Origin of the sequence: Bailinhaonella thermotolerans, assembly GCF_003594875.1 — a bacterium.
Lineage (GTDB): Bacteria > Actinomycetota > Actinomycetes > Streptosporangiales > Streptosporangiaceae > Bailinhaonella > Bailinhaonella thermotolerans.
In genome coordinates this window covers 29171-50984 of sequence record NZ_QZEY01000030.1, presented here as the reverse complement: position 1 = coordinate 50984, position 21814 = coordinate 29171, and the positions used below count along the sequence as shown (strand labels likewise).

At 74.4% G+C, this 21814-nt stretch carries 17 protein-coding genes and 1 pseudogene; 10 read left to right on the top strand and 8 right to left on the bottom strand.

Going from position 1 to position 21814, the window contains the following annotated elements:
• The first annotated feature begins 28 nt into the window (after nt 1–28).
• The 4 genes from D5H75_RS39500 to D5H75_RS39485 are packed head-to-tail and all read left to right on the top strand — an operon-like array spanning nt 29 to nt 7626.
• On the top strand, nt 29–5731 hold the full coding sequence (locus tag D5H75_RS39500; RefSeq protein WP_242454777.1) for a non-ribosomal peptide synthetase: 5703 nt from the start codon (nt 29–31) through the stop codon (nt 5729–5731).
• On the top strand, nt 5728–5946 hold the full coding sequence (locus D5H75_RS39495) for an MbtH family protein (RefSeq protein WP_119931755.1): 219 nt from the start codon (nt 5728–5730) through the stop codon (nt 5944–5946). The genes D5H75_RS39500 and D5H75_RS39495 overlap by 4 nt, the downstream gene beginning before the upstream one ends.
• Nucleotides 5943–6692, top strand: coding sequence for a thioesterase II family protein (locus D5H75_RS39490; protein ID WP_119931754.1), 750 nt, complete (start codon nt 5943–5945; stop codon nt 6690–6692). The genes D5H75_RS39495 and D5H75_RS39490 overlap by 4 nt, the downstream gene beginning before the upstream one ends.
• Before the next feature lie 4 nt (nt 6693–6696).
• Nucleotides 6697–7626 (top strand): esterase/lipase family protein, encoded by a 930-nt coding sequence (locus D5H75_RS39485; RefSeq protein WP_119931753.1) that lies wholly within the window; start codon nt 6697–6699, stop codon nt 7624–7626.
• 124 nt (nt 7627–7750) lie between these two features.
• Here D5H75_RS39485 and D5H75_RS39480 read toward each other — a convergent pair whose 3' ends face one another.
• The 6 genes from D5H75_RS39480 to D5H75_RS39455 form a co-directional block, all read right to left on the bottom strand.
• Nucleotides 7751–8980 (bottom strand): beta-ketoacyl-[acyl-carrier-protein] synthase family protein, encoded by a 1230-nt coding sequence (locus tag D5H75_RS39480; protein ID WP_119931752.1) that lies wholly within the window; start codon nt 8978–8980, stop codon nt 7751–7753.
• Nucleotides 8977–9228 carry an acyl carrier protein gene (locus D5H75_RS39475; RefSeq protein WP_119931751.1) on the bottom strand — a complete coding sequence of 84 codons (252 nt, stop codon included), beginning with the start codon at nt 9226–9228 and terminating at the stop codon, nt 8977–8979. The genes D5H75_RS39480 and D5H75_RS39475 overlap by 4 nt, the downstream gene beginning before the upstream one ends.
• Before the next feature lie 284 nt (nt 9229–9512).
• Complete coding sequence (locus D5H75_RS39470; RefSeq protein WP_119931750.1) at nt 9513–10358, bottom strand: SDR family oxidoreductase; 846 nt, start codon at nt 10356–10358, stop codon at nt 9513–9515.
• Nucleotides 10359–10404: 46 nt separating this feature from the next.
• Nucleotides 10405–11238, bottom strand: a complete 834-nt coding sequence (locus D5H75_RS39465) for a spermidine synthase (RefSeq protein ID WP_119931749.1) — start codon at nt 11236–11238, stop codon at nt 10405–10407.
• Between the two features lie 95 nt (nt 11239–11333).
• Nucleotides 11334–13769 (bottom strand): helicase-associated domain-containing protein, encoded by a 2436-nt coding sequence (locus tag D5H75_RS39460; protein WP_119931761.1) that lies wholly within the window; start codon nt 13767–13769, stop codon nt 11334–11336.
• A 364-nt stretch (nt 13770–14133) separates the two neighbouring features.
• Nucleotides 14134–14835 carry an ATP-binding protein gene (locus D5H75_RS39455; RefSeq protein WP_242454776.1) on the bottom strand — a complete coding sequence of 234 codons (702 nt, stop codon included), beginning with the start codon at nt 14833–14835 and terminating at the stop codon, nt 14134–14136.
• Between the two features lie 176 nt (nt 14836–15011).
• Between D5H75_RS39455 and D5H75_RS39450 the strand changes: the two genes are divergently transcribed.
• Entirely contained in the window at nt 15012–15878 is an 867-nt protein-coding gene (locus D5H75_RS39450) for a helix-turn-helix domain-containing protein (protein ID WP_119931748.1), read from the top strand.
• A pseudogene (locus tag D5H75_RS39445) lies at nt 15879–16109 on the top strand (DUF397 domain-containing protein); the annotation flags it as partial. It abuts the gene before it with no gap.
• Nucleotides 16110–16375: 266 nt separating this feature from the next.
• On the opposite strand, the gene D5H75_RS39440 reads toward D5H75_RS39445, so the two are convergent.
• Nucleotides 16376–16966 (bottom strand): histidine phosphatase family protein, encoded by a 591-nt coding sequence (locus D5H75_RS39440; RefSeq protein ID WP_119931746.1) that lies wholly within the window; start codon nt 16964–16966, stop codon nt 16376–16378.
• 148 nt (nt 16967–17114) lie between these two features.
• Between D5H75_RS39440 and D5H75_RS39435 the strand changes: the two genes are divergently transcribed.
• Nucleotides 17115–17873 carry a hypothetical protein gene (locus tag D5H75_RS39435; RefSeq protein ID WP_119931745.1) on the top strand — a complete coding sequence of 253 codons (759 nt, stop codon included), beginning with the start codon at nt 17115–17117 and terminating at the stop codon, nt 17871–17873.
• A 32-nt stretch (nt 17874–17905) separates the two neighbouring features.
• On the opposite strand, the gene D5H75_RS39430 is transcribed toward D5H75_RS39435, so the two are convergent.
• Nucleotides 17906–18814 (bottom strand): TIGR03621 family F420-dependent LLM class oxidoreductase, encoded by a 909-nt coding sequence (locus D5H75_RS39430; RefSeq protein ID WP_119931744.1) that lies wholly within the window; start codon nt 18812–18814, stop codon nt 17906–17908.
• 85 nt (nt 18815–18899) lie between these two features.
• On the opposite strand from D5H75_RS39430, the gene D5H75_RS39425 reads away from it, so the two are divergent.
• From D5H75_RS39425 to D5H75_RS39415, 3 genes are read left to right on the top strand one after another with little or no spacing between them, the layout of a single operon-like run.
• Nucleotides 18900–19664: a phytanoyl-CoA dioxygenase family protein gene (locus D5H75_RS39425; protein WP_119931743.1), complete on the top strand. Its 765-nt coding sequence runs from the start codon at nt 18900–18902 to the stop codon at nt 19662–19664.
• A complete protein-coding gene (locus D5H75_RS39420; RefSeq protein WP_340137790.1) occupies nt 19661–20611 on the top strand; it encodes a phosphotriesterase family protein in 951 nt (316 codons plus the stop codon). Before D5H75_RS39425 ends, D5H75_RS39420 begins: the two co-directional genes overlap by 4 nt.
• The gene (locus tag D5H75_RS39415; RefSeq protein WP_119931742.1) at nt 20608–21813 is read left to right on the top strand and encodes a cytochrome P450; all 1206 of its coding nucleotides are present in this window, start codon (nt 20608–20610) and stop codon (nt 21811–21813) included. Before D5H75_RS39420 ends, D5H75_RS39415 begins: the two co-directional genes overlap by 4 nt.
• Nucleotide 21814 lies beyond the last annotated feature (1 nt).

Below are 21814 nucleotides of genomic sequence, written 5' to 3'. Positions count from 1 at the left end.
CCCGGCCGCGGTGGTGCCGTTGGAGGCGTTGCCGTTGACGGTGAACGGCAAGCTCGACCGCCGGGCTCTGCCGGCGCCGGACTTCTCCGCCGCCGTGACCGACCGGGGACCGGGGAACCCGCGCGAATCGCTGCTGTGCGACCTGTTCGCCGAGGTGCTCGGGCTGGAGCGGGTGGGGGTCGAGGACGGGTTCTTCGACCTGGGCGGCGACTCGATCATCGCCATCCAGCTCGTCTCGCGGGCTCGGCAGGCCGGTTTGATCATCACGCCGAAGGACGTGTTCACGCACCAGACCGTCGAGGCCCTGGCGTCGGTCGCCCAGGTGGCGGACGGCACCGAGGTCCGGGCCGAGGAGGCGGGCGCGGGTGTGGGCGAAGTGCCGCTGACCCCGGTCATGCACTGGCTCCGCGACCTGGGCGGCCCGATCCGGACCTTCAGCCAGAGCGTCCTGCTCCAGGTGCCCGCCGACCTGGGCATGGGGGCTCTGGCCGGGGCGCTCCAGACGGTGCTGGACCACCATGACCTGTTGCGCGCCCGGCTGGGCCCGGGCTGGGCGCTGGAGGTCCGCCCACCTGGCGCGGTCGAGGCCGCGGGGCTGGTCCGCCGGGTCGAGGTCGGGGACGGTGACCTGGAGGCGCTGATCGCCGAGCAGTCGGCGGCGGCCCGGGACCGGCTCGATCCCGAGGCCGGGGTGATGCTCCAGCTCGTGTGGTTCGACGCCGGGCCCGGCGCCTCGGGGCGGCTCCTGGCCGTGGCCCACCACCTCGTCGTGGACGGGGTGTCCTGGCGGATCCTGCTGCCCGACCTGTTCACCGCGCTCACCGGGCAGCGCCCCGATCCCGTGCCCACCTCGTTCCGGACGTGGGCCAGGCGGCTGGCCGAGGAGGCCGCATCTCCCGAGCGCGTCGCCGAGCTGGACCACTGGGCCGAGACCCTGCGCGACGCCCCGCCGCTGCCCGCCGCACGGCCGCGTCACCCGGCGGCGGACACGGCCGCGACACAGCGCGCCGTCACGCTCCGGCTGCCCGCCGAGGTGACCGGGCCCCTCCTCGGCGAGGTGCCGGCGCGGTTCCACGGGCGGGTCAACGACGTCCTGCTCGCCGCCCTGGCCGCCGCCGTCACGCGCTGGTCCGGGGAGTCCGGCGTCCTCGTGGACCTGGAGGGGCACGGCCGCGAGGACGTCTTCCCCGGCCTGGACGTCTCCCGGACGGTCGGCTGGTTCACCACGATCGCCCCCGTACGGCTCGACGCCGGGCCGTTCGACTGGGACGACCTGCGCGCGGGCGGCCCCTCTGCGGGGCGGGTGGTGAAGCGGCTCAAGGAGCACCTGCTGCGCGCCCCGGACAACGGCTTCGGGTACGGCCTGCTGCGGCACCTCAACGCGGAGACCCGGGACCGGCTGGCCGCCCATCCCGCCCCCGAACTCGCCTTCAACTACCTGGGCCGCGCCGAGGCCGGGCAGGGCGACTGGTCCCCGGCGCCGGAGTCCGCCGCGATCGCCCCCGACCGGTCCGCGCTGCCCGCGGCGCACTCGCTGGAGGTCAACGCCTTCACCCGGGACCTGCCCACCGGGCCCGAGCTGACCGCCACCTGGTCCTGGCCCGAGGGCGTGCTCACGGAGGAGCGGGTGCGGGAGCTGGCCGGGCACTGGTTCGCGGCGCTGCGCGGCATCGCGGCCGCCGCGGGCGGGCTCACGCCGTCCGACGTGGCGGCCGAGATCACCCAGGACGAACTGGACGCGCTGGCCGCCGCCGTGCCCGACCTGGCCGACGTGTGGCCGCTCTCGCCGCTCCAGGAGGGCCTGTTCTTCCACGCCGGGCTCGGCGGGACCGACGTCTACAGCGCCCAGCTCGTGCTGGACCTCGACGGCCCGCTCGACGCCGCCGCGCTCCGGGCCGCCGCCGCGACGCTGCTCCGCAGGCACGCCAACCTGCGCGTCTCGTTCCGGCACGGGGCCGGCGGGCGCGCGCTCCAGCTCGTGCACGCCGGCGCCGTGCCGCCGTGGCGGGAGGTCACGGCCGACGGGCCGGCCGAGGCCGACCGGATCACCCGCGAGGAACGCGAACGGCCCTTCGACCTGGCCGCGCCGCCGCCGCTGCGGTTCCTGCTGGTCCGGCTGGGCCCGGAGCGGCATCGGCTGGTCTTCACGAACCATCACATCCTGCTCGACGGCTGGTCCACGCCGCTGCTGGCGACCGAGCTGTTCACGCTGTATTTGCGGAACGGCGACGACGCCGGGCTGCCGCGCGTGACGCCGTACAAGGACTACCTGGCCTGGCTCAAGCGGCAGGACCGCGAGGCGGCGCGCGCGGCGTGGCGGGAGGCCCTGGCCGGGGTCGAGGAGCCCACGCTGGTCGCGCCGCAGGCCGCCGGGCGGGAGGCGGTGCCGCCCGGGCGCGTGATCGCCGAGCTGGACGAGGAACGCGCCCGCGCGGTGGCGGCGTTCGCGCGAAGCCGCGGCCTGACCCTGAACACGCTGGTCCAGGCGGCCTGGGGGCTGCTGCTGGCCCGGCTGACCGGGCGCGGCGACGTGGTGTTCGGCGCGACCGTCTCCGGGCGCCCGCCGCACCTGCCCGGCGTGGAGAACATGATCGGCCTGTTCATCAACACGCTGCCGGTGCGGCTGCGGCTGGACCCCGCCGAGACCCTGGGCGACCTGCTCACCCGGCTCCAGCGCGAACAGGCCGAACTGCTGGACCACCACCACCTGGGGCTGGCCGAGATCCAGCGGCTCACCGGGGTCGGCGCGCTGTTCGACACGATGATGGTGCTGGAGAACTACCCGGTGGACGCCGCCGCCGCCGACGTGGAGGCGGGCGGGCTGCGCCTCGCGGGCGCGTCCGGCTCGGACGCCACGCACTACCCCCTCGCGCTCGTCGCGGTCCCGGGGGAGCGGCTGGCGTTCCGGCTCGACCACCGCCCCGACGTCTACCCGGCGGAGGAGGCCGGGCGGCTGCTCGCCCGCCTGGTCCGGCTGGTCGAGACGTTCGCGACCGCCCCGGACACCCGGGTCGGCCGGGTGGACGTGCTCGACGCGGCCGAGCGCCGCCGCGTCCTCGGGAACTGGAACGACACCACCGCCGAGACCCCCGCCGGGCCGGTCGCCGCGCTCTTCGAGGCCCAGGCCCGCCGTACGCCCGGCGCCCCGGCGATCGCGTCGGACGCCGGGTCCCTGACGTACGCCGAGCTGAACGCGCGCGCGAACCGGCTGGCCCACCGGCTGATCGCGCTCGGGGTCGGGCCGGAGACGCCCGTCGCCATGCTCATGGAGCGCTCGCCGCTGGTGGCCGTGGCCTCGCTGGCGGTGCTCAAGGCGGGCGGGGCGTACGTCCCGATCCATCACGGCCATCCCCCCGAGCGGGTGTCCTGGGTGCTGGCCGACACCGGGGCCCCGGTCCTGCTCGTGGACGCCGCGATGGCCGACCGGCGCTTCGAGCACGCCGCCAGGGTCGTCGTCGTGGACGAGGCCCTGGCGGAGGACGGCGGGGACGACCGGGACCCGGGCGTCGCGGTCCACCCCGACCAGCTCGCCTACGTGATGTACACCTCGGGGTCCACCGGGCGGCCCAAGGGCGTCGCCGTACGGCAGCGCGACGTGGTCGAGTTCGCGTTCGACCGGCGCTGGCTGACCGGGGCGCACGAGCGGGTGCTCGCGCACTCCCCGCACGCCTTCGACGCCTCCACCTACGAGCTGTGGGTGCCGCTGCTGGGCGGCGGCACGGTCGTGGTCGCGCCGCCCGGCGAGCTGGAGCCGCGCGCCCTGGCCGAGCAGATCGCGCGGCACCGGGTCAGCGCGGCGTTCCTCACGACCGCGCTGTTCAACCTGGTCGCCGAGGACCGCCCGGAGGCGTTCGCGCCCATGCGGATGGTCGCGACCGGCGGCGAGGTGGCCTCCGCCACGTCCATGGCGCGCGTCCTGGCCGCCTGCCCGGACACGCTGCTCGCGCACGTCTACGGCCCCACCGAGACCACGACCTACTCGACGTACCGGGTCATGTCCGCCGCCGAGCTGGCCGGGGGGCGGGCCCCGATCGGGCGGCCGCTCGACAACACCCGGGTGTACGTCCTGGACCACGACCTGCGCCCGGTCCCCCCGGGCGTGCCCGGCGAGCTCTACGTCGCCGGGGCGGGCCTGGCGCGCGGCTACCTCAACCGGCCGGGCCTCACGGCGGAGCGGTTCGTCGCCTGCCCGTACGGCCCGGCGGGGGAGCGCATGTACCGCACCGGCGACCTGGCCCGGTGGCGCGGCGACGGCGTGCTCGAATACGTCGGCCGCGCGGACCTCCAGGTCAAGGTGCACGGGTTCCGCATCGAGCCGGGCGAGGTCGAGGCCGTGATCGGCAGGCACGAGCGGGTGGCCCAGGCCGTGGTGACCGTCCGCGAGGACCGCCCCGGCGACCGCCGCCTCGTGGCGTACGTCGCGGGTGACGTCGACGAGGCCGAGGTACGGCGGTTCGCGGGCCGGTCGCTGCCGGAGTACATGGTGCCCTCGGCGGTCGTCGTGCTGGACGCGCTCCCGATGACGGCGAACGGCAAGGTGGACCGGGCCGCGCTGCCCGCCCCTGAGCGCACCGCGGGGGGACGCGCCCCCCGGACGCCGCAGGAGGAGATCCTGTGCGGCCTGGCCGCCGAGGTCCTGGGCCTGCCCCGGGTGGGGGTCGACGACAACCTCTTCGCGCTGGGCGGCGACTCCATCACCGCGATGCGCCTGGTCAACCGGGCCCGCGAGGCCGGGCTCGACATCGGCGTCCGCGAGCTGTTCGCCCGCCAGACCGTCGAGGGCGTGCTGGAGGAGCGGGCGCTGCGCACGCGCGCCCTGGCCGAGCAGATGGACGTGGCGGCCGTCGAGGCCGACGCGTCCCTCGTGCTCCCGCTGCGCGCCGGCGGAGACCGGCCGCCGCTCTTCTGCGCGCACCCCGCGGGCGGGCTGGCCTGGTGCTACTTCGGCCTGCTCCGGCACCTGCCCGCCGACCTGCCGGTGTACGGCCTCCAGGCCCGCGGCCTCGGCGATCCGGGGGAGGCGGCTTCCTCGATCGAGGAGATGGCCCGCGACTACGCCGCGCGGATCCGCCGCGTCCAGCCCGCCGGGCCGTACCACCTCATGGGGTGGTCCCTGGGCGGCCTGATCGCGCACGCGGTCGCCACCGAGCTCCAGGAGCGGGGGGAGGAGGTGGCGCTGCTGGCGATCCTGGACGGCTACCCCGAGCAGATCTACACGCCCGAGGGGGTGGACGTGCTCGGCATGCTGCTCGACGGCATCGGCTACCCCCGCCGCGACGGCGAGGAGGTCACCGTCGAGGACGTGATGGCGTTCCTGCGGGAGCAGGGGGACGCCTTCGCCGGGCTGGACGAGCGGCACGTCCTCGGCATCTACGAGAACTTCGAGCGGTCGATGCGCACGGCGTACGACTTCCGGCCCCGCGTCTACCGGGGCGACGCCGTGTTCTTCACCGCCGTGCGCCAGCGCATCAGGAACGACCGCTCCGCCGCCGACTGGGGTCCGTACGTCACCGGGATCATCGAGGACATCCCGGTGGACTGCTCCCACGACGCGATGATGACGCCCGGCGCGCTGGCCGAGATCGGCCCCGCCCTGGCCGCCAGGCTCGGCGCGGCCCGCCCCGCTGGAACCGCCGATCCCGCTGGAACCGCCGATCCCGCTGGAACCGCCGATCCCGCTGGAACCCCGGACCGGGTCCCCGGACCCCCGATGGAAGGAACCCCCTCGTGACCAACCCCTTCGAGAACCCCGACGGCAGCTACCTGGTCCTCGTCAACGCCGAGAACCAGCACTCCCTGTGGCCCGCGTTCGCCGAGGTCCCGGCGGGCTGGACGGTGGCGCACGGCGAGGACACCCGGCAGGCCTGCCTGGACTACATCGAGGCCAACTGGACCGACATGCGGCCCAAGAGCCTGATCGAGGCCATGGAGGGAACCCGCCCGTGAGCTGGCTGCGCTGCGGCGAGAACCGGCCGTGGGCGGCGCGGCGGCTGGTGTGCTTCCCGCACGCCGGCGGGTCGGCCGCGTTCTACCGCGCGTGGTCCCGCGCGCTCCCGTCGGTCGAGGTGCACGCGGTGCAGTACCCCGGCCGCGCCGACCGCATCGCCGAGCCGTACGTCGAGGACGTCGCGCGCATGGCGCGGCACGTCGTCCAGGCGGTGGCGCCGCTGCTGGACCGGCCGCTCGCGCTGTTCGGCCACAGCATGGGCGCGCTGGTGGCCTACGAGACGGCGCGGCTGCTGGAGGACCGGGGGGCCGTCCCGGCGCACCTGTTCGTGTCCGGGGCGCGGCCGGCGCACGACCCGGACCGGGTGGACGAGGCGGTGGCCGGGCGCGACGACGACGGGTTCGTGGCGGCGCTGCTGGCGCTGGGCGGGTCCGACGCGGAGCTGCTGGCCGATCCCGACATGCGCGAGCTGGTCCTGCCGTACGTCCGCAGCGACTTCCGCGCCGTCGAGTCCTACCGGCACCGGCCGGGGCCGCCCCTGGCCGCGCCGGTGACCGCGCTGATCGGCGCGGAGGACCCCAAGGTGGACGCCGCGCGGGCGGAAGGCTGGCGCGACCTGACCCGGGGCGGGTTCGCGCTGCGGGCCCTGCCCGGCGACCACTTCTACCTCGTGCCGTCCCAGGAGCTGGTGATGGAGGAGATCCGCGCCCGGCTGGGCGTGCCCGCCGCGACCGGAGGGGGCTGACCGGATGGCGCACGACGGCTCCGCGGCGCCCGGCGGCTCCGGGGCGTACGACGGGGTCCGGGCGCGGCCCCGGCCGCCGCGGCCGGACGGGCGGGTCACGCGGCTGATCGCGGTCATCGCGTGCGGGCTCGCGCTGATCGCCCTGGCCGGGGTGCTGTTCACGCTGAACCGGCAGCCCGACCAGGACAAGATCGCCGCCGCGCAGGCGCTGGCCACCCCGGACCTGTCCCGGGCCAACGACTGGGCCTGCAAGCCCGCCGGGAAGGCCCCGGTGGTGCTGGTCCACGGGGCGGGCTCGGGCGGGCGGATCCCCTGGCTGTCCATGTCCCCGTTCCTGCGCAAACAGGGCCACTGCGTCTTCTCCCTGGACTACTCCTGGGAGCGCCCGGTCCGCGAGTCCGGCGCCCGGCTCCGCACGTTCGTGGACGGCGTGCTGGAGGCGACCGGCGCGGAGAAGGTGTCCATCGTCGCCCACAGCCTCGGCGGCGTCGTGGCCCGGGCGTACACCCGGCTGGAGGAGGGCGCCTCGCGGGTGGACGACCTGATCACGCTGGGCACGCCGCAGCACTCCTACAGCCCGGCCCTGTCCCGCCAGTGCGGCGGGCACCCGTTCTGCGCCGACCTGCGGCCCGGCTCGGAGCTGTCGCGGGCCCTGAACGAGCCCGAGATGGTGGACCCCGGCGTCAGCTACACCGCCCTGGGCCTGAAGTCGGAGCAGGAGATGGCCGACACCGGCATGAAGGGCCCGCCCGAGCAGGTCACGAACCGCCTGGTGCACAAGGACTGCCCGCTGCGGGGCCTGCTCCCCGGCGCCGTGGGCCACACGGCCGAGCTCTTCGACCCCGCCATGCTCCAGTACGTCAACAAGGCCCTGGCCACCCCCGGCCCGCTCCCCAAGACCTTCAAGCCCGACTGCCTGATGATCATCATCTGACCCCGCCCCCGGCCCCTCGCCGTGGTCACGCGGTTCCGCGCACAGGGCGATGACCGGAACCGCGTGATCGGGGGAGAGACGCGGCGGAGGGTGGCGCGAGGGCGCGGCCGCGGGGCCGTACGGCTCAGGGGGCGGGGGTGATCACGAGCGAGACGTTGTGGCCGCCGAAGCCGAAGGAGTTGCTGATGACCGGGGCCGGCGCGGTCTGGCGCGGGGAGCCCGCGACCAGGTCCACCAGCTCCGCCTCGGGGCCGCTCGTGTAGTTGGCGATCGGGGGGATGAGGCCGGTCCGGGCCGAGAGGGTCGCGATGACCGCTTCGAGGGCCCCCGCGCCGCCGATCAGGTGGCCGGTCACGCCCTTGGTCGCCGTCACCGGCGGCCGGTGGTCCCCGAAGACCCGGCTGATCGCCAGGGCCTCGGCGCGGTCGTTGGCCTGGGTGCTGGTGCCGTGCGAGTTCACGTGGCCGATGCCGGACGGCGTGAGCCCGGCGTCGGCGATCGCGGCGCGCATGCAGGCCTCGGCCCCGCGCGCCTCCTCGTCGGGGGCGACGATGTGCAGGGCGTCGGAGTTGGCGGCGTAGCCCGCGAGCTCGCCGTAGATCCGGGCGCCCCGGGCCTCGGCGCGGCTCCACTCCTCCAGGACGAGGAAGGCCGCGCCCTCGCCCATGACGAAGCCGTCGCGGGTGGCGTCGAAGGGGCGGCAGGCCCCGGTGGGGTCGTCGTTGCGCTGCGACATCGCGCCGGACCTGGCGAAGGCGCTCATGACCAGCATCGTGATCGGCGCCTCGACGCCGCCGGCGAGCGCGGTGTCCACCACGCCGCGCCGGATCGCCAGCAGCGCCTCGCCGATCGCGGTCGCGCCGCTGGCGCAGGCCGTGGCGAGGGTGTGGCAGGGGCCGCGCAGCTTGAAGCGGATGCCCATCCGGGCGGCGATCGAGCTGGACATGAGCATGGGGACGCTCTGGATCGGCACCTTGTCCGGCTTGTCGGCGTACTGCAGGATCAGCGTCTCCAGCGCGGCGATGGTGCTGCCGCCGGTGCCGACGTAGCCGCCCGCGCGCTCGGAGTCCGCGCCGTCCCAGCCGGCGTCCTCGATCGCGTCGGCCGCCGCGGCCACGCCGATGCGCGTCGAGAAATCGAGCTGACGCAATTCCCGGGCCGTGAAGTAGGCCTCCGGCTCGAATCCGTCGATTTTGCAGGCGAATTGCGTGATGCAGTTCCGCTCGGCCAATTCGGGAACCGTTCTGGCCATTGACCGGCCGGCGAGCACGCTGTCGAACAGTTCGTTCACCTTGGTGCCGCCCGGCGCCTTGACCCCGAGACCCGTTATCGCGACCCGGCGCTGCTCGGTCACGCGTTCGCCATTTCCCGCTCGATCACCGAGATCGCGTCGCCGATCGTGGTCAGCTCGCGGAAGTCCTCCACCCCGAGGTCGATCTTCTTGCCGACCTTGTCCTCGACGGTCACGGCGATCTCAGCCCATTCCAGGCTGTCGATGTCGTGTTCGTCCAGCTTGACTTCGGGGGTTATGTCGGAGGCCGGAAGGCCGAGGATCTCGGCGACGGTGCCACAGACGATCTGGTCCAGTTCTTCCCGGCTCATGCAAAACCTCGCTCGCGTTCATGTCGGGGGGACTCGCCGCCGGTTCACGGGAGGCGGCGACAATACGAAAGAGGGTGCGGGCAGCGCTGTTCACCGGCCGTGCGCACGGCCGTCAATCCGAGCTCGTCTCGTGCGTCTTAGTGCGTTATCCGGCCCGGGATCGCCGGTGCCGGTCAAGAGATCATGCGTGCCGCGCGGCCGCCGCGTCAAGGCGTTCGCGCCGATCGCGGCCCCTCCGTGATTATCGCTCGCCTTTTCCGCCGGAAAAACAGAAACGCGGACGTTTACCGGGACGCGGCCCAGGCGCGCGCGAAGTCGGTGAAGCCGGTGGCCGGATGACCGGTCACCCGTTCGACGACGTCGGTGACGAGCGCCAGCTCCCCGGCGGCGATCGCCTCGTAGGAGGTCACCCAGCCCCGGACCTGCCAGTCCGGCGCCCCGAGACGGTCCCGCGAGGCGTACGCCTCCTCGACCGACTCGTCCTGGTAGCGGATGGTACGGCCCAGGGCCCGGCTCAGCCGGGTCGCGACGTCCTCCATCGTGATCAGCTCCGGCCCGGTGACGTCGTAGGTCAGCCCGTCGTGGTCGCCGCCGAGCAGCACGGCCACCGCCGTGTCCGCCACGTCGTCCCGGGTGACCGGCGCGAACGCACCGGTGCCCGCCGGGCCGCGGATCACGCCGTCCTCCCCGGCGTACTCGGGCAGCAGGTCCTGGTAGAGGCTGTCGCGCAGGATCGTGAACCGGACGTCGGAGGCCCGGATGTACTCCTCGGTGTCCCAGTGGTCCTGGGCGAACGTGAACGTGGCGTTGGCCGCCGCGCCCAGGAACGAGGTGTAGACGACGCGTTCCACGCCGGCGTCCACCGCCGCCTGGACGGTCTCGGTCTGGAGCCGGGACCGGTCGGGCGACTCGGTGGCCGACACCAGCATGAGCGTGCCGATCCCGCGCAGCGCCTCGGCGAGAGCCCGGCGGTCGCCGTACTCCGCCACGGCGACCTCGGCCCCCGGCAGCGACGGGGCGCGGCCGGGGTCGCGCACCACGAGCCGCTGCGGCACCCCCGCGGCCGCGAGCCGCCGCGCGACGCGGCCGCCCACCTCGCCCGTGGCCCCCGTGACGGCGATGTCGGTCATGTCAGGATCCCCCCAGATCTCAGTGGTGCCCGGTCACCGGTCCCGGTCACCGGTCCTTCAGTCCGAAGACGGCGGGGGGCGGCGCCGGGGACGGCACCTCGTCTCCGTCGCGCAGCGGGCGCGCCTGGCCGCGGAACCGGTCCAGCTCCTCATCATGGACGCACCGGGCCCGCATCGGGCTGTTGGCCGCCCGGCGTGTCACGCCCGCGACCGGCAGCGGCGCCTTCGACGCGGCCACGATGATGTTGCCGAACCGCCGCCCGCGCAGCACGCCCGGCTCGCCCAGCAGCAGCGCGTGCGGGAACACCTCGGACACGGTCGCCACCACGCGCCGGGCGAACGTGAGCGGCCTGCCGTCGGCCATGTTGAGGATGTACGTCCCGCCGGGCCGCAGCACGCGCTCCACGTCCCGGGTGAACTCGGCCGTCGTCAGCTCGCCGGGGATGTCCGCGCCGGTGAACGCGTCCAGCATCACCACGTCGAAGGCGTCCTCGCGCAGCCGTACGACCCCGGAGCGGCCGTCGCGCACGTGCACCCGCAGCCGGGGCACCTCGCGGAGCCGGAGCTGGGCGCGCACCAGGTCCACCAGCTCGCCGTCCGGCTCGATCACGATCTGGCGCGAGCCCGGCCGCGTCGCCGCGACGTACCGGGGCAGGGTGAACGCGCCCCCGCCCACGTGCAGCACGTCCAGCGGGCCCTCCGGGAGGGAGTCCACGACGTCGCCCATGTGGCGGGCGTACTCGAAGTCCAGGTGCGTCGGGTCGCCCAGGTCCACGTAGGACTGCGGCACGCCGTCCACGCTGAGCACCCAGCCGTCGGCGTGGTCGAGGTCCCGCAGCAGCTCGGCCTCCCCGGACGCGATGGGGTAACGGCCTGCCACGGGCTCTGCCCTCCGACGGTTCACCACGCCTCGAATCTACGACGCCGGGGAGCGCCGTGACTCATGAGGTCGCGGGAAGGCCCGGAATCCCCGCCTCAGGCGGGCGTCACCGCGACGATCTCCGACAGCCGGAACCGCTCGTAGTCGGAGATCTCCGAGCACCAGGCGTCGAGCTGGTCGCCGTGCAGCTCGCCGTGGCTGATCGTCCACTCCGAGCCGTCGGCCACCTTCACCCGCACCACGATCCCGTGGTCCACCACGAACCCCAGGTGCGTCTGCTCGGCCGGCCCCAGCCGCGAGGCGTGCCTGCCGATCACGCTCCAGGTGCGGCCCGCGCCGGCCGCGCGCGCCGGCCGCTCCGCGGGTCCCGCGGGCTCCGCGCTCTCCCGCTCGGCCGCGAGCAGCCTGCGGGCGTGCGTGAGGGGGTCGGCGGCCTGGCCGGGGCCGGGCTCGGTGCGGACCCACCGCGCCCGGCCGTCCGCCAGCACCAGCGCGTGCCGCGCGCGGTCGACCGGCGGTACGGCGGCGCGGGGGGCGTCCCGCCGTACGGTCATCACGCCGGAGGCGTCGGTCGCGACGGGGGAGTACCCGGCCGCGCGCAGCGCCTCCAGCGTCGCCGCCGGGGGCAGCGCGGACGCCAGCACGGTCGGCGCGAGCACCCGCAGGCCCAGCCGGGACAGCTTCCGCGAGGCCGCGATCTCCGCCAGCAGCGCGGTGTCGTCGCCGCGCACGCAGCAGGCCACCTCGACCACCGCCACCTCGCCGTGCCGCCGCGCGGCGTCCTCCACCAGGTAGACGAGCGGCTGCGGCAGGTCTCCGGCCGCCACCGCGCGCAGGGAGTCCAGCAGCCCGGCCGCGCTCACGCCGGTGTCCAGCGCCCGGCGCACGGCCGCCGCGTGGAACCGCCACACGGTCGCCACGCCCTGGGCCTCCCGGTCGGCGGCCAGGTCGAGCACCGCGGCCAGCTCCGCCGCGGGCGGCCCGGGCACGATCGCGGTGAGGTCCGCGCCGAACAGCGCGGTGGTCCGCGCGGCGGCCACGGCCCGCTCGGACTCGCGGACCAGCGCGGGGTCGTCCTCCACCTCGGGGACGCCGTCGTCGCCCTCCTCGCCCGCCACGCCGGTCAGCGCGGCCAGGGCCCGGCCCAGCGCGCTCAGCGCCCCGCCGCCGGGGCCGGTCACGCCCAGCAGCGCGGCCTCGGCCATCGCGCCCGGGCAGGACTCGGCGATCAGCTCCGGCTCCAGCAGGGGCGCGTTCCAGTGCACCGACCGGCCCAGCGCCTCCTCGTCCCGCGCCGCGGCGCCCCCGGGCAGCCCGCGCAGCACGTTCAGCGCCGCGTGCCGGACGTGGGCGTGGGCGACGCCGTACTCCTCCTCCAGCAGCGCCGCGCCCGCCCGGCCGGGGGTCCGCCGCAGCGGGGACCGCCCCATGCGCAGCCAGGCGGCGAGCAGGACGCGCAGCCGCGTGCCCGGATCGGCGGCGCGCCACCGGTCGTACCGGTCGGTGGGCACCAGCCCGGCCGCCTCGTCCAGCCGGCCCAGGAGCCGCGCCACCGCCGCGACCTCCAGGTGCAGCCGCACCTCGTCCTCGCCGCAGCCGGCCTCCCGGGCCAGCCGGCGCAGCTCCTTCACGCCCACTCCGCCGCTCTTCAGCAGCGGCAGCGGGTGCTTGGAGAGGTTCTCCAGCAGCGTCGAGACCCGGTCGAGGGCGTGCACGGCCGCCGCGCCCGCCTCGTGCTCCAGCTCCGCGGGGTCGACCGGGTCCGTCGCCAGCGGCGGGGGCTCGGGGTCGAACGGCGCGTGGTAGCCCGGCCCGCGCACGCCGAGCGCCACCTCGCGCGGCATCGTCCCCCGGTCCCAGTCCAGCGGCCACACCAGGCCCCTGTCGATCGCCCAGCGCAGCGCCCCCGCCCCCTGGTACATGTTCTCCGCGGGCAGGTCGGGGCCCCGCCAGGCGTACTCCTCCAGCAGTTCCCTTGCGCCCTCGGGGGCCGCCGCGAGGAGGGCGCCCATCCGCGCCGGGTCCCGGAAGAACCCCACCACGCGCTCGATCACCTCGCGCCGGTGCCCGGAGGTCCCCACCCCCAGCGTGTGGGCCACGTCCCTGACCCGGGCCGAGGTCGCCGCCGCCATCAGCTCCCGCGCCGGCCGCCCCAGCCGGAACGGCGCGCGCCAGGCCCCCCGCAGCGCCTCCGGCACCCGCACCACGCCGTCGGGCCCCCGCCAGGCCAGCGCCATCTCCTCCAGCTCACCCAGCACCCGCTCCACGTCCTCCGGACGGGCCCCGAGGAACCGCGCGAGCCCGTCGGCGGTGGCCTCCCCGTCGAGCACGGCGCACGCGCGCGCCACCTGCGTGTGGGGCAGCGGGACCCGCCGCAGGCACTCCAGCACCCGCCGGGGCTCCACCAGCCGCCCGGCCAGCTCGTCCAGCCGCCGCGGCCACGGCGGGGCGACCCCGTCGCCCCGCGCCTCAAGCACCCGCGCGAGCCGTTCCACGCCCAGCCCCGCCAGCCACTCGCGCAACCCAGCCATCTCCGCCACGTCGCCCTCCCGGCGCAACGCTACTCCCGCCCCCGCCCCTCCCACCCCCCTCTCCCACACACCCCTCCCACGCGCCCCCACCACCCGCTCAGCGGTCCACCTCCGCCCCACCCACCCCGGGGAGCCCCCCGCTCACCGCTCCCGCCCCTCCACCCGCCGCAAACCCCACCCCTCGCGGGCCAAGGCGAGGTACCATCCGCCCCCGCGAACGAGACGAGCCCCCGGCCCCACCGTGATCTCGCCGATCCGCCCCCGCGTCCGCCCGCTCCACGGGAGCTCGGGCGGTGTCGGGGGGCGCGATCGCGAGATCACGCGGCGTTGGGGCTCGGGGGCTCGGGGCCCGTGATCCGGGCGGTCAGTCCGTGGTGGGGAGGGCGGCCCAGACGATCTTGCCGGTGGGGGTCATGGGGCTCCAGCCCCAGGCGCGGCTCAGGGACTCGACTATGTGGAGGCCGAGGCCGCCCGGCTCCAGGTCGGAGAGGTCGTCCAGGTCCTGGTCGCGGGGGGTGGGGGTGGCGGGGCTCGGGTCGCTGATCGCGCAGAGCACGTGGGTGGCGCGGTGGATGAGGCTGAGGCGCAGCGGGGTGGTCTCGCCGGCGACCTGCCCGTGGCGGAGGGCGTTGGTGATCAGTTCGGAGACGACCAGTTCGAGGTTGTCGCAGACCTCGGCCAGGCGCCAGCCGTACATCGTGGCCAGCGCGAAGCAGCGGGCGGCGTGCACCGACTCCGGGGTGGGGGCCAGGGCGAAGGTGGCCGAGCGGGGCGGGGCGTAGGAGCCGCGGAGCAGATCGCGCGCGGCGGCGGGCCACCAGTCGAGCGGCGGCCACCACTCGTCGGCGGACCAGCGTTCGTCGGCGGGGCCGCGGGCCAGCGAGCCGAACAGGTCCTCCTCGAAGAGGGCGCGTTCCTCCGCGTGGCCTCCGGCGGGCCGGGACTCGCCCGGGTGCCGGGTGGCGACATCGTGAGCCGGGACCGGGGCGGGGCGCGAACCGTGGCCGGAGGCGGGGGAACGCCAGGCGATCAGGGGGTTCACGTGTGCGGCGGCTGTCGAATGCACGTGATCTACCTTGCCGTAACATCCCGTGCAGGTGCAAGAGTGAATGCACGTGCAGATGGTGCGTGCAGCCGGTACGGTTGGCCTCACGCACGATCCCTGGTTCTCTCAGAAAGGGGGGAGTGGGGCATTTGGAGTGGCACACTGTCGCCTGAATGATCCTTACCGGGAGGTAGGACGTGACAGCAGACGCGCCGGGAACCGGTTCGACCGTACGGCGTATCCTCCTCGGCTCCCATCTGCGCCGACTTCGCGAGGCCGCGGGCATCACGCGTGATGCCGCCGGGTTCTACATCCGGGCGTCCGAGTCGAAGATCAGCCGGCTGGAGCTGGGGCGTGTCAGCTTCAAGGAACGCGACGTGGCCGATCTGCTCACTCTCTACGGCGTGACCGCCGAGGGTGAACGAGAGATGCTGCTGTCCATGGCACGCGAAGCCAACGCCCCCGGTTGGTGGCACAAGTACAGCGATGTCCTGCCGAACTGGTTCCAGACCTATGTGGGCCTGGAAGAGGCGGCGTCGCTGATCCGGACCTACGAGGTCCAGTTCGTGCCCGGTCTGCTGCAGACCGAGGCCTACGCCCGGGCGGTCGTCAGCCTCGGGCAGAAGGAGGCCTCGGCCAGGGAGATCGAGCGACGGGTTGCTCTGCGCCTGATGCGTCAGGAACGACTCAAAGGCGAAGGCGCCCCCAGGCTCTGGGCGGTGATCGACGAGGCGGCGCTCCGGCGCCCCATCGGCGGTCCAGAGGTGATGCGCGAGCAGATCGAGCACCTCATCACGATCAGCAAGCTGCCCAACCTCACCCTCCAGGTGATGCCGTTCAAGTTCGGGGGCCATTCCGCAGAGGGAGGAGCGTTCAGCATCCTGCGTTTCCCAGACACCGATCTCCCCGACGTCGTGTACGTCGAGCAACTGTGGGGGGCGGTCTACCTGGACAAGCGCGAGGACGTGGACCCCTATCTCGCGGCGATGGAACGCCTCTGCGTCGAGAGCCCGACTCCGCAGAGCACAGCCGAGATCCTCGGCGAGATTCTCAGAGAGATCTAGATGCACCACGCGTACAACGGAATGCCCGCGACGGAACTCGCGGGAGTGAGCTGGCGTAAGAGCCGGCGCAGCAACTCTTCGGGCAACTGCGTCGAGTTGGCCGAGCTGCCGGGCGGCGACGTGGCCGTCCGCAACTCGCGATTCCCGGACGGCCCCGCCCTGATCTACACCCGGGACGAGATCAGGGCGCTGGTCCTGGGAGCCAAGGACGGGGACTTCGACTACCTGGTGCTGCGATCCCCGGCCCACCCGGGTGAGCTGTCAGAGCTCGGCCAGCACCACGACCAGAACCCTCCAGTGAACTGATTTCGCGAAGAGACGATGCCGGGTGGCCGAGGTGCGCGGCCACCCCCGGCGTCGACGCGAGCTGACCGGTCGCGGGCCGCAACCGGTCAGCGCCGGACGCGCCCCCGGACGCGTCTTCGGACACACCGCGGGACATGTCGCGGAACACGCCGCCGGGCACGCCGGCGGTCGTCGCGGCCCTTCCTCGCGGGCTAGAGCGCCGGCACGTTCCAGGAGACGATGACCGGCTCCGCGTGCTCGAAGCCCAGCGTGCTGATCGTGGCGGTGTCCAGCTTGAACAGCCGCCCGGCCGCCGGGTCCAGGCCCAGCCAGCGCGCGGCCAGCACGCGCAGCACGTGCCCGTGCGCGAACAGGGCGACGTCGCCCTCGGACAGCGCCTTCCTGGCCCGCGCGATCACCTCGTCCACACGGGCGCCCACCTGCTGCGCCGTCTCGCCCGGATGGCCGGCGTCCCCGGGCACGACGCCGTCGCGCCACAGGTACCAGCCCGGCCGCGTCTCCCGGATCTGCGGCGTGGTGATGCCCTCGTACCCGCCGTAGTCCCACTCCCACAGCCGCGGCTCGGTCTCCACGTGGGAGACGCCGGCCAGCTCGGCCGTACGGCGGGCGCGCTTGGCCGGGCTCGACAGCGCCAGGGTGATGTCGCGCCGCGCCAGCAGCGGGGCGATCTTGCGGGCCTGGGCCTCGCCGTTCTCGGTCAGTTCGACGTCGGTGAGCCCGGTGTGGCGGCCGGTGCGGCTCCACTCGGTCTCTCCGTGCCGGACAAGGATCACTTGGTTCACGTGATCACATTCTTCCTGATGCGCGCGATTATCGATCATCTGGGGCAACCCGCCGTCCCCCGTTCGGATTCCCCGTGATTGACCGTCCATCCATGTCGCGCCTAGGCTTCGAGCACCAAGCAAGTGCTCGGTTGACAAGGAGGGCGCGGTGCGGCGGGGCATCTATCTGATCGAGGAGGTCGATTTCCGGCCGATGAACTCCCGCGCTCCCCGGGAGTACCTCACCTGGCTGACCCGCTACAAGCGCGAGGACGAGGCCCTGGACCGCCCCGTGCTCACCTCGGGCCTGTCGATCAGGTCCCGCGAGATCGACCTGGTCGGGGCCTTCTACGCGGTGGGCATCACCGGTCATCCCCAGTTCAGGGCCGTCACCCTGTGGGACTGCCACGGCGGCTGGGACGGCGGCTGGCGCCAGATGATGGAGATCTACGACGGGGTGGACGACCGACTCTTCCTGTCCGACATCGACGACCTGCGCTTCTCGGCCTTCTCCCGGCCCCTCGGCGCGGTCGCCGGCGGCCCGGCGATCGCCGACCTGCTCGCCGAGCCGTACGCCGCGCCCTTCTACGTGCTGGAGTCGGCCCGGGTGCGGCCCGGGGCCGCGCTCGACTACCTCGCCGCCGTCGCCGAGGAGCGCGCCCCGATCCTGGCCGACCACGGCCACCGCTGCGTCGGCCTGTACGAGGTGCTGCTCTGCGACAGCGAGGTCGTCACCCTCTGGGGCGCCACGCTCGACGACCACCTCGCCCTCCAGCGCGCCTACGACGCCGCCCTGGGCCTCGACGACGAGGTGGAGCCCGACCCGCGCCTCCTGGCCTGGCGCAAGCGCTCCCGCGACTTCCTCGAAGGCCCCTGGCGCGAGACCCTCATCGCCCCCTTCCCCGGCAGCAGGCTCGCGCCCCGCTGACGCCGTACGCGCCGGAAGGCCCGCCGGTGGGGTCAGGTGCCCGCCAGCTCCTCGGCTATCGGGGTGAAGGCGTCCAGGTCCTGCTCGTGGTGGAGGACGTAGTAAGAGACGCCGTGCTCGTCGCGCCAGTGGCGGAGCTTGGCGATGACGTCGGCGCGGGAGCCGTGCAGCACCTGGGGGGTGTCGCCCTGGCCCGAGGTGTCGGCGGCGCTCCAGGAGGCCCGGTCGCGGGGCGCGCCCAGCCGCTGGACGCTGGTGCCGAGCTCCACGTCGCGCCCGGCCGCGGCCGTACGGACAACGTCGATCTTGGCGAGGAAGGCGTCGCGGCCGGAGTCGGCGGTGTCGGGGCCCGCGCCGTCCGCGCGGACGCGCATGCCGAGGTTGACCACGTCGGCCTCGCGGGCGGCCAGGCGCAGCATGCGGGGGCCGCCGCCGCCCAGCAGCAGCCGGGGGCGGGGCCGCTGGACGGGCTTGGGGAGCAGGTCGAGGCGGTCGATCCGGTAGTGCTCGCCGGAGTGGGAGAACTCGCCCTCCGCCCACAGGCCCTTGATGACCGCGACCGCCTCCTCCAGCCGCGCCACCCGCACGCCCGGCGGGTCCATGGCCTGGCCGGTGGCCTCGTAGTCGCGGGCCATCCAGCCGGTGCCCAGGCCCAGTTCGAGGCGGCCCTCGGAGAGCACGTCGATGGTGGCCGCCTCCTTGGCGAGCACCGCCGGGTGCCGGAAGTCGTTCGCGGCGACCAGCGTGCCCACGCGGAGCCGGGTGGTGGCGCAGGCGGCGGCGGTCATCGCGGCGACGGGGGCGAAGCGCGGCCCGGCGAAGTGGTCGGGGACCAGCAGCGCGTCGAAGCCGCTCGACTCCAGGCGGCGGGCCTTGTCCGCCCAGGCGCGGCCCGAGTCGGCGGTGCGGACGACGGCGGCGAAACGGAACGGGCGGCCCACGGCGTGCTCCCTCTTCTCAACCAAGCGGTTGCTTGGAAGAGTAGGGGCGGATAGATTCCGGGGAAAGAGCCACCGGGGAGGGCGGATGGTACGCGAGGTGACCGACGCGGAGGCCGCCTTCTACCGCGAGCACGGCTGGGTCCACCTGCCCGGCCTGATCACCCCCGAGCACGCCGCCGGCCTGCGCGAGCGCGCGGCCGCCCGGCTGCGCCCGGGGACGGACCGGGTACGGCGGAGCCAGGTGGACGCGGCGTTCGCCCAGTCCAGGGACATCGCCGAGACCGACGAGGCCTTCCGCGGGCTGGCGTTCGCGCCCCCGCTGGCGCGCGGCGTCCGCACGCTCCTGACCGGCGTCACCCGGATCCGCCTGCAGGTCACGAACCTGCTGATCAAGGAACCCGGCGGCGGGCACGGCGCGACCGTGTTCCACCAGGACTTCCCGTGGATGCCGATGGACCGCTCGGCGATGCTCACGGTGTGGCTGGCGCTGGGCGACGTGCCCGCGGAGATGGGGTCGCTGCGCTTCTACAGCGGCTCGCACCTGCACGGCACGCTCGGCCGCAGCTTCGTCCGCGACGGCGACGACCAGCTCGCCCAGCATCCCTGGCTGAAGGAGCTGCCCCTGTCCCCGCCGCTGGACCTGCGCGCGGGGGACGCCACCGTGCACAGCGCGCTCACCGTGCACGGCGCGGGCGAGAACCGGTGCGACGAGCCCCGCCTCTCGTTCACCGCGACCTACTTCGACGCCGACGCGCTCTACACGGGCGCGCCGTACCAACAGACGGACGGGCTCGGCCTGAAGGTGAACGAGCCGTTCGACCACCCGCGGTTCCCGGTGGTGGCCTCGTGATCGAGACCGCGCGGGGGCCGGTGGCCGACCTCGGGGCGACGCTGATGCACGAGCACGTGTTCGGCCTCAGCCCGGAGATCCTGTGGAACTGGCCGGACATCCCCGAGGGGTGGGACCTGGAGCGGCGCGCCAGGGAGGCCGCCGCCAAGCTGGAGGAGCTGGCGGACCACGGCATCGACTCCATCGTGGACCTCACGGTCGTCGGCCTGGGCAGGTACGTCCCCGCCGTCCAGCGGGTGGCCGAGCTGACCCGGGTCAACATCGTGGTCGCCACCGGGCTCTACACCTACGACGCGCTCCCGCCGTACTTCGGAAACCGCGGCCCCGGCTCGCTGTTCGGCGGGCCCGACCGGCTGGCGGAGTTCTTCGTGCGCGACATCACCGAGGGCGTCGGCCGCACCGGGGTCAGGGCGGCCGTCCTCAAGTGCGCCACCGACAAGCCCGGCGTCACCCCCGGCGTCGAGCGGGTCCTGCGGGCGGTCGCCCGGGCGCACGTGGAGACGGGCGCGCCGATCTCGACGCACAGCGCGCAGCCGTACGGCCTGGACCAGCAGCGGATCCTGGCGGAGGAGGGCGCGGACCTGACCCGGGTGGTGATCGGGCACGCGGGCGACTCCACCGACCTGGACTACCTGGAGGAACTGCTCGCGAACGGCTCCTACCTGGGCATGGACCGGTTCGGCATCGACACGATCAGCCCCTTCGAGACCCGGGTGGGGGTCGTGGCGGCGCTGTGCGAGCGGGGGCACGCCGGCCGGATGGTGCTCTCGCACGACTCCTACTGCTTCAACGACCGCTTCGACCCCGAGGTCGTACGGCGGCGCCACCCGAACTACCACCTGCTCCACATCTCCAGGGACGTGCTCCCGGCGCTGCGAGCGCGGGGGGTCACCGAGGACCAGATCCGGGCGATGCTCGTCGACAACCCGCGAAAGATCTTCACATGAGGACCGACTTCGACGTCTCCGCCGGCTGGCACGTCGCGGACCCCTACGACTTCCTGCGCCGCCTGCGCCACGAGCGGCCCGTCTTCTACAGCGACCACCTGCGGGCGTACGTGCTCACGCGGTACGACGACGTCCGGGCGGCGTACGGCGACCCGCGGCGGTTCTCCTCCCAGGGGTCGCTGACGATCTCCCGGAGCCTGGCGGAGGAGACCCGGCGGGTGCTGGGCGAGCACGGCTCGTTTCTGTCGAGCTTCGTGGCCAACGTGGACCCGCCGACCCACACGCGGCTGCGGCGGTCGGTCTCGCGGGCGTTCACGCCCCGGGCGGTGAGCGCGCTGGAGGCCCGGTTCCGGGAGCTCAACGAGGACCTGTTCGACCGGATCCTGCCCCAGGGCAAGGCGGACTTCGTCACCGAGATCGCGCACCCGCCGTCCGCCCGGCTCACCGCCGGGTTCATCGGCCTGCCCCCGGAGGACGAGGCGTTCGTCCGCGACCACGTCAAGGACTGGTTCCAGCTCTTCCTCTCGCCCCAGCCGCCGGACCGGCAGCTCGTGCTCGCCGAGAGCTTCCTGGAGTATCTCGCGTACGTGGACCGGCTGGTCGCCGCCCGCGCCGCCGAGCCCCGCGACGACTTCACCTCGCTGATGACCGGCCTGATCGGCGACGAGCTGTCGCACCGGGAGGTCGTCGAGCTGATCTCCACGATCCTGCTCGGCGGCAACGACACCGTGCCCAACCAGCTCGGCAACGCCGTGCTGCGGCTGCTCCGCACGGGCGAGTGGCGGGCGCTGGCCGGCGACCCGGCGCTGATCCCGGGCGCGGCGGAGGAGTCGATGCGCCTGGACGGGGCGAGCCTGGGCAGTTTCCGGTACGCCCGCGCCGACATCACCCTGCACGGGGTCACGATCCCCGCCGGGTCGCTGGTGCTGCTGTCCACGGACTCGGCCGCGCACGACGAGACGGTCTTCCCCGACCCCGAGCGGTTCGACATCCGCAGGCCCAACGCCGACGCGCACATGACCTTCGGATACGGCATCCACTTCTGCGTCGGGGCCGCGCTCGGGCGGCTCCAGCTCCGGACGGCGCTGGAGGTGCTGACGCGCCGCCTGCCCGGCCTGCGGCTCACGCCCGGGCAGCACATCGAGTACCGCCGGAGCATCGTGGGCCGCGGGCTCCCCTCGCTCCAGGTCGAGTGGGCGTAGC

Coding starts and splice junctions, on each gene's coding strand:
- D5H75_RS39485 (WP_119931753.1), top strand. CDS start 6,697: ATGGCGCACGACGGCTCCGCGGCGCCCGGCGGCTCCGGGGCGTACGAC.
- D5H75_RS39475 (WP_119931751.1), bottom strand. CDS start 9,228: ATGAGCCGGGAAGAACTGGACCAGATCGTCTGTGGCACCGTCGCCGAG.
- D5H75_RS39470 (WP_119931750.1), bottom strand. CDS start 10,358: ATGACCGACATCGCCGTCACGGGGGCCACGGGCGAGGTGGGCGGCCGC.
- D5H75_RS39460 (WP_119931761.1), bottom strand. CDS start 13,769: ATGGCTGGGTTGCGCGAGTGGCTGGCGGGGCTGGGCGTGGAACGGCTC.
- D5H75_RS39425 (WP_119931743.1), top strand. CDS start 18,900: ATGGTACGCGAGGTGACCGACGCGGAGGCCGCCTTCTACCGCGAGCAC.
- D5H75_RS39415 (WP_119931742.1), top strand. CDS start 20,608: ATGAGGACCGACTTCGACGTCTCCGCCGGCTGGCACGTCGCGGACCCC.